The organism is uncultured Lamprocystis sp. (genome assembly GCF_903933125.1).
Classification (GTDB): domain Bacteria; phylum Pseudomonadota; class Gammaproteobacteria; order Chromatiales; family Chromatiaceae; genus Thiodictyon.
This window is the reverse complement of record NZ_CAIZIZ010000233.1, coordinates 1-7,767: the sequence shown is the minus strand read 5'-3', so window position 1 is coordinate 7,767 and position 7,767 is coordinate 1. Positions and strand designations below refer to the sequence as shown.

Sequence of the window (7,767 nt, the reverse complement as noted above, 5' to 3'; positions counted from 1 at the left end):
TTACGATATTTATTAAATATAAGCGATTGTTAAATATCAGGTAAACTGATTTAAAAATCGCAAAAATAGGCTATAGCGAGTATATAACGCATTTTCAAAGACTATCTGGCAGGGAACGCATCATAAATGCCCGGTTATAGTTCGCATCTTACAAGGTATTGCGCAGGGAACCTCAACTCGACTTTGGCCATTTTTCATTGGCGTAAATAACATGAATATCAGAAAGTTATGAGGAGATAAAAATTCACGAGGGGTAAAATTCCGGCGTTAAGGTCTCCTGGCCCCCGTTTAATTTTTCGCCCTCAAAGTATTTCAAGAAGTTAGCTCCCTGCGAGACTGCCAAAATGGCCAAAGTCGAGTCAACTCTCCATCTGGCTCAGGAATTGGATATAGATCGTAAGCATTTGCTTCAGCGGCGCCATATAATTCAAGACCTTGCAGCTAGCGCCTGTATTCGGGCGCCTATGTCAGAGGAGGTGACGGAAGTTGATGAAATGTATCAGAATGCTGGCGAAAAAGGCATTAAGCATCCAGACCCGAACGACCCGCCACGTCGCCGAGGGAACCAAACCCGCGGTCATGGTACCTGGGATTCAGATCGACCTCCGGTTCTGGGTATTATTGGTCGAGAAAATGGTCAAATTCAATTAGAAGTTAAGCATAACAGCGCACGCAAAGACCTTGAGCCGACCGTGCATACGCGGACTTCGCGTTGGGGCGTAGGCGCAATTGCTCTAAGGTGAGTACCGCGCGCAGTTCTTCGATGATGTTGCGCAGCTCACTGTGGGTGTCGCGATAGCTACATAAAGTATGCATGATTTGTCCGCCTCGTCGTTCTTTTATGGGCGTTACTGAGTTAATCGAACGTTCAGCGACGCACCGTGGCCTGCATACTTGAGGCGATGTGCCATGAGGTCTTGCCCGACCAAGTATGGGGAGATTGACTCTGCTTACAACCGCGCTGGTGTGGAAACGCGTTTTTTCTTGATTCCGGATCCGAAAATCGCGGTTCCAGGCGGCACTGGAAGGTCGCGCCGATGATTCGGTGAAACGACGGTTTCGCCGAAACGACTAATCCGAGCCGAAAATCGTGAATTTTGTGGGTCTGGCTGCGGATGCTTGCAGGTCGTTACAATGAGCGATGCCTTCAGCCTCCGGGTAAGTACATCAATACAATTATTTATAAGAAATCGGAAAAGAACGAAAACAACAAACGTTCAGAAACAGTCACTTAACATAATTTCGTCTTATAAAGTATTCTGTTGAAGTACTTATATTGGAATAATCGCGAAGATGCGATCTTCAACTAATAGTATAGCGCGTTTACGGCTTATTTGCGTCACTAATCGCCATTTCCAGTCATTTATCGGAATAGTGACGGCAAACAGTGGCCTGCAGGCAGGTCCCTCATTACGAGCGGGAAATAGTGTGCGCGGCTTCGCCCTCAGGCCGAGAAAAAACGACATTGGTACAATGCAGCAATGTGTCTCGTTGGTACGGAAATGGTCCAGGTGGGGCAGTGGAAGAAGGCGATCCTGGATCAGCCGGAACGCTGTTGGAAACCCATCGTGGACGCCAGAAAGTAGACTATCAGGCTGGGCCGGAGCGTCTCTACAGCGAGATCGGGCGGTTGAAGATGGAACTGGACTGGCTGAAAAATAAGTCCGGGGTGAGCTTGTGAGCACCCTGCGTGCGTGGATCGCGCGTGACGCGACGCTGGCGCTCACCCGGCAATGTGCCTTGGCGGGGGTGCTAGCGCAACGGCGTAAGCGATCGGTCTGAAAGCTGCCAATGTGACGAAGTAGAATCAGGCGATCTGACCGAAATCCCTCAGGCCGCGCGTGCCTGCGCGGGCGCCAGGCTCTATACTGACCGGGCGCGCTCACCACTCGACAGGAGTTGTTTCATGTCCGGCCTCCGATTCTCGCCGCGTGTCCCGCTGTCATTCCCGCTCTGGCTGCTGTTGGCGGCGCTGGTGCCCGCCTGGACACTGGCGGCCCCGGCACCCAGCCGCCAGTTGCTGGTGATCGAGGACGCGGACTATTACGGCCGCGATATCCAGGTGCTGAAGGACGTGGATCTGACGGCCTGCGAGTCCGCGTGTCTCACCACGGCCAATTGCCGCGCGTTCACCTATAACACCAAGGCGCGCTGGTGTTTCCTCAAAGATCAGTTTCGCGATCTGCGGACCTTCGTCGGGGCCATCTCCGGACGGGTGGTGGATGGGTCCGGCGCCAGCCTGGCTGAACGCCGCGCCGCCGATCTGGGGTTCCTCCCGGCGGATACCCTGGCCGCGGCCGGTAAACTGGCCCAGGGTCTGACCGGCCTGATGGCGCCGGATGCCTTGAAGACCCTGAAGGATCAGGGCCTGCCTGAATTGACCGCGGCCCTGCGCGCCGCCCGCGGGACGGGCAACGGCGAGCCGGCGGTGAGTCTCGCCGCGGCGGCGGTCCGCCTGGCTCCGGATGACTCGGCGCTGTGGGTCGGGCTGTCCGAGACACTGGCCGCCGCGCAGCCGGAGGACTGGAACCTGCGGCAACAGCGCAAGGCGCAGGCCGGTGCCGCGGCGGTCAATGCCTATCTCACGGCCGCGAACGAGGCCCAGCGGGTCCAGTCGCTGCTTGCGCTGGGGCGCGCCTTCCAGGTGCGCGAGCAGTGGCGACCGGCCATGGGTGCCCTGACCGCCGCCCTGGCCGTGCGCGAGGACCCGGCGGTGCGCAAGGATCTTGACAAGCTCCAAGCAGATCACGGGTTCCGTATCACCAATCATCGGGTGGACGCGGAGAGCGCCACACCGCGCGTCTGCATCGAATTCTCCGAGGCCCTGGAGCGGCGCAAGCCCAATCTGGCGGATTTCGTGAAGATCCCGGACGGTCAGGGCCTCGCGGTGGAGGTGGAAGAGCGGCAGATCTGTGTCGATGGCGTGAGCCACGGCGGGCGCTATGCCGTCCAGGTGCGGCAGGGTCTGCCCGCGACTACGGGTGAGACGCTCCAGCAGACCGTCGACCTGGACATCAAGGTCGGCGACCGTTCCCCCGCGGCACGTTTCGCCGGCCGCGCCTATGTGCTGCCCAAGGGCGGCGAAGCGGCGATCCCGGTGGTCTCGGTGAATGCCGACCGACTGGACGCCAAGGTCTACCGCATCGGCGACCGCTCGATCGCGTCGGCGCTGGGGGACGGCCCCTTCCTCAAGCAGCTTGAGCCTTACCAGTCCGAGCAGATTGCCGATCAGAGCGGTGCCGAGATCTGGACCGGTACCGTCGAGGTCCAGGGTCAGTTGAACCAGGAGGTCACCACGGCCATCCCGGTGGGCGCCCTGGTGCCGGATCTCAAACCCGGCGTCTACGCACTGACGGCTAAACCCGCCCGACTCCTGACGCCAGGTCAAAGTCAGGCGTGTGACGAGGGGTGTTCGTCGTCCATCGCCACCCAGTGGTTCGTGGTGTCCGACCTGGGTCTGACCACCCTGACCGGGAACGACGGTCTGCACACTCTGGTGCGGTCACTCTCCAGCGCGGCCCCGGTCGCCGGGGTCAAACTGCGGCTCGTCGCCCGTAACAACGAGGTGCTGGGCACGGCTGCCACCGACAGTGCCGGTTATGCCCGCTTCGAGCCCGGTCTGCTGCGCGGCAGCGGCGGCAATGCGCCGGTGCTGGTGACCGCCGAGGCGGCCGATGGTGACTATGGGTTCCTGGACCTGACCCGCAATCCATTCGATCTCTCCGACCGTGGCGTCGAGGGCCGTCCCGCGCCCAAGCCGCTGGACCTCTTCCTGACGGCCGAGCGCGGCGTCTATCGTCCCGGTGAGACGGTGCACCTGACCGCCCTGGTGCGCGACCCGCAGGCGCGGGCCGCCCCCGGCGTGCCGTTGACGCTGGTGATCCGCCGCCCCGACGGGGTGGAGCGCGAGCGGATGCAGGTAGCGGACAGCGGCCTCGGCGGTCACCAGGCGGATCTGGTTCTCAATGGGTCCGCACAGCGCGGCACCTGGCGCGCGCTGGCCTATGCCGATCCCAAGGGCGAGCCGCTGGCACAGACGACCTTTCTGGTGGAAGATTTCCAGCCCGAGCGTCTGGACTTCGCGCTCAGCGCCCCCGGTGCCGGGCTCGACCCGCGCGCCCTGGCAAGCCTGCCGATCAAGGCGCGGTTCCTTTACGGTGCGCCCGCCGCCGGGCTCAAGGTCGAGGGCGAGACCCTGGTCAAGGTGGCCGAGAGCCTGGCCGCCTATCCCGGTTACCGCTTCGGTCTCGTGGATGATGCGCCGGAGACGACGCAGCAACCGCTCGACCCCGTCACCACGGACGCGGCCGGTGCGGCCGAGGTCCAGATTCTGCTGCCCGAACTGACCCCGACCAGCCGGCTGTTGACCGCCGACCTGCTGGTGCGGGTGCTGGACGCGGGCGGTCGGCCGGTCGAGCGCACCCTGAGTTTGCCGGTGCTGGACGGCCAGGCGCGCATCGGCGTCCGCCCGCTGTTCGAGGGTGAGGTGGAGGAGGGCGGTACCGCCGGATTCGAGGTCATCGCCCTGGCGAGTGACGGGACGCGCCGGGCTGCCGCTGCACTGGCCTGGACCCTGGAGCGGATCGAATCGGACTTCCAGTGGTATCGCGGCGCGGACGGCACCTTTGACTACGAGCCGGTCGAGCGGACCAAGCGGGTGGCCAGCGGCACCCTGACGCTGGACGCGGACGCCCCCGGTCGAATAGAGGCCCCGGTGGCCTGGGGTGCCTACCGCCTGCGGATCGACGCCGCTGGCCTGCTGCCCGCCAGCCTGGGCTTCGAGGCCGGTTGGTACGTGGCGCCGCGCGCGGCCGACACGCCGGATCAGATCAAGCTGTCACTGGACAAATCGAGCTATCGGGTGGGCGAGCGGGCGCGGGTGCATCTCGAACCCCGCGGCAAGACGGCTGAGCCCAGTCTGGCGCTGGTGATGGTGGTGGATGACCGCCTGATCGCCATGCAGGCGGTGGCCGTGCCGGCCGCGGGCGCGACCCTGGAACTGCCGGTCACCGCCGACTGGGGTCCCGGCGCCTATGTCACCGCGGCCGTCTATCGGCCGATGGACCTGGCCGCCCGGCGGATGCCGGGTCGGGCCATCGGGCTGGCCTGGGCCGGGGTCGATCCGCAGGATCGGCGCCTCACGGTCGATCTGGGCATCGACCCCGGCATCCGCCCCCGCGGCAGCCTGCCGGTGCGCGTCTCAATCCCGAATCTCCAGCCCGGTGCCGAGGCCTATATCACCCTGGCCGCGGTGGATCAGGGCATCCTCAATGTCACCGGCTACCAGCCGCCGGAACCGGATACCTGGTACTTCGGCCAGCGTCGCCTGGGTCTGGAGTTCCGCGATCTCTACGGTCAGTTGATCGACCGGATGCAGGGTGCCCCCGGAGTGGTGCGCTCCGGCGGTGACGGCGGCGGGATGCGCATGCTGGCACCGCCGCCCAGCGAGGAATTGATGGCTTATTTCTCGGGTGTGGTGCGGCTGGATGCGCAGGGTCAGGCCCTGGTCCAGGTGCCGATCCCGGACTTCAACGGCACCGTGCGGCTGATGGCCATGGCCTGGACCGCCGCGGGTGTTGGCCACGGCGTGGCGGATGCCCTGGTGCGCGACCCGGTGGTGGTGAGCGCCAGTCTGCCGCGCTTCCTCGCTCCCGGAGACCGCTCGCGGCTGCTGCTCGGGCTCACCCTGGTGGAACCGGACGCCGCTCCCCAGCCCGGCGCGCCGCCCGCGTCCGCCACCAGCGCCGAGGCCGAGATCACGATCACTGCCGAGCGCGGTCTGATCACCACGGCCGCGCACGCCACCCACCGCATCACGCTGGACGCCGGCGTCCGTCAGGATCTCAGTTTCCCGCTGGAGGCGCTCGCCGTCGGTGACGAGACCTTGGTGGTGCGCGTCACCACGCCGACCGGTTTGACGCTGACCAAGCGCCTGACCCTCGGGGTGCGTGACAATGCGCCGGCCCAGTTCACGACGACCCGGCATGAACTGGCTCCCGGCGGCGCCGGCCTGCGCTTGACCGCGGATCTGCTGAAGGGGTTGGTCCCTGGTACCGGGGAGGTCATGGTCTCGGTCAGCCGCGCGGGGCGGCTCGACATTGCCGGCATCCTGCGCGCCCTGGACCGCTATCCCCACGGCTGCACCGAGCAACTGACCAGCCGGGCGCTGCCGCTGCTCTATCTGGACGAGGTCGCGCTGGCCGCCGGCTTGCGCGGTGACGCCGCGGTCGGCCCGCGGGTCAGCGACGCCATCACCCGCATCCTGGCGAATACCTCGGCTGACGGCAGTTTCGGAGCCTGGAGTCCGGGCGGTGACGACCTCTGGTTGTCCGCGTTCGCCACCGACTTCCTGACCCGTGCCCGCGAGCGCGGCTTCGAAGTCCCCCAGGCGGCCCTGGACTCCGCGCTGGATAACCTCAAGAATCGCGGCGCCTATACCAATCCGGGCCCGGCGGACGCCTATGCGGTCTATGTGCTGGCCCGCAACGGCCGCGCCTCCATCGGCGACCTGCGCTACCTGGCCGACGAGCGGCTCGGCGACCTGGGGTCACCGCTGGCGCAAGCCCAGATCGGTGCCGCACTGGCGCTCTATGGTGACCGGACCCGCGCGGATCAGGCCCTGAGTGCCGCCGCCGCGGCCCTGAACGGATCACCGGCGGCCACCGGCTGGCGCGCCGATTACGGTTCACCCCTGCGTGATGCCGCCGCCGTGCTGGCCCTGGCCGCCGAGTCCGGCAGTGCCGCGCTGGATCTGCGGGCCCTGGCCGGCCAGGTTCAGGATCTGGCCGCCCGCCAGACCTGGCGCAGCACCCAGGACAACGCCTGGCTGCTGCTCGCCGCCCAGGCGCTGACCAAGGGCGGGGCGGGGCTTGCGCTCGCGGTCGACGGCACGCCGGTCAAGGGGGCCTGGTTCGGCCGCTTCGACGACGCCCGGCTCGGCGCAGCCCCCGTGGTCATCGCGAACCTGGGAACCCAGCCGGTGGATGCCATGGTCGGCACCCTGGGTGTTCCGCGCGTCGCCCCGCCCGCGGGCGGCGACGGCTATGTCATCGAGCGCGCCTACTATGACCTGGACGGCCGGCGCGCCGAGTTGACCAACCTGCCCCAGGGCCGACGGCTGCTGGCCGTCGTCACGGTGCGCGCGAACCGCCAACAGGCGGCGCGGCTGATCGTCGATGACCCATTGCCCGCCGGCCTGGAGATCGACAATCCCAACCTGCTCAAGTCCGGGGACATCGGCGGCATTCCGGGTCTGAACCTGCTCGACGCCCCCGCCCACCAGGAATTCCGCTCGGACCGCTTCGTCGCTGCCGTGGACCGCGACGACAATGACCCGACCGAGTTCCAACTGGGCTATCTGGTGCGGGCAGTCACCCCCGGTACCTACACGCATCCGCCCGCATCGGTGGAGGATATGTACGACCCGGCGCGGCGGGCCTGGACCGAGGCCGGGAGCGCGGCGGTCACGGGGACGGGTCCCTGATATCGCCGTCGGACGTGATCACCGGACGTAGGGCGGGTTTCAAACCCGCCCCTACACCAAGGGTTTATCTGGATATTAGAACCCCAACCTCCCGGCTGGGTTTCAATTGGTTAGCCCGTAGGTTGGGGTGAGGAACGAACCCCAACATCCCGGCCGCCGATCGTTGGGGTTCGTTCCTGACACTGGTGGCGAATTCTCCTGGCTCCCGCGCGTCGCGTACTCGGCGGCAACCTGTTGACGCTCCGCGGTGTCAAAGGGATTGACTGCCTGTTGCCCCAGGAGGC

Annotated in this window: 3 protein-coding genes and 1 pseudogene; 3 read left to right on the top strand and 1 reads right to left on the bottom strand. The window is 65.3% G+C overall.

Annotated elements, in window-relative coordinates; translation table 11 throughout:
* Window positions 1-344: 344 nt before the first annotated feature.
* The 3 genes and pseudogenes from QZY03_RS11580 to QZY03_RS11570 all read left to right on the top strand — a co-directional run bounded on the left by QZY03_RS11580 (window position 345) and on the right by QZY03_RS11570 (window position 7,483).
* Window positions 345-743 (top strand): hypothetical protein, encoded by a 399-nt coding sequence (locus QZY03_RS11580; RefSeq protein ID WP_295581144.1) that lies wholly within the window; start codon window positions 345-347, stop codon window positions 741-743.
* A gap of 765 nt (window positions 744-1,508) precedes the next feature.
* Window positions 1,509-1,749 (top strand): annotated as a pseudogene (locus QZY03_RS11575) (IS3 family transposase); the annotation flags it as partial.
* A gap of 157 nt (window positions 1,750-1,906) precedes the next feature.
* Window positions 1,907-7,483 carry an alpha-2-macroglobulin family protein gene (locus tag QZY03_RS11570; RefSeq protein WP_295581142.1) on the top strand — a complete coding sequence of 1,859 codons (5,577 nt, stop codon included), beginning with the start codon at window positions 1,907-1,909 and terminating at the stop codon, window positions 7,481-7,483.
* A gap of 102 nt (window positions 7,484-7,585) precedes the next feature.
* On the opposite strand, the gene QZY03_RS11565 is transcribed toward QZY03_RS11570, so the two are convergent.
* On the bottom strand, window positions 7,586-7,767 hold a 182-nt coding region (locus QZY03_RS11565; protein ID WP_295581140.1), incomplete at its 5' end, for a hypothetical protein.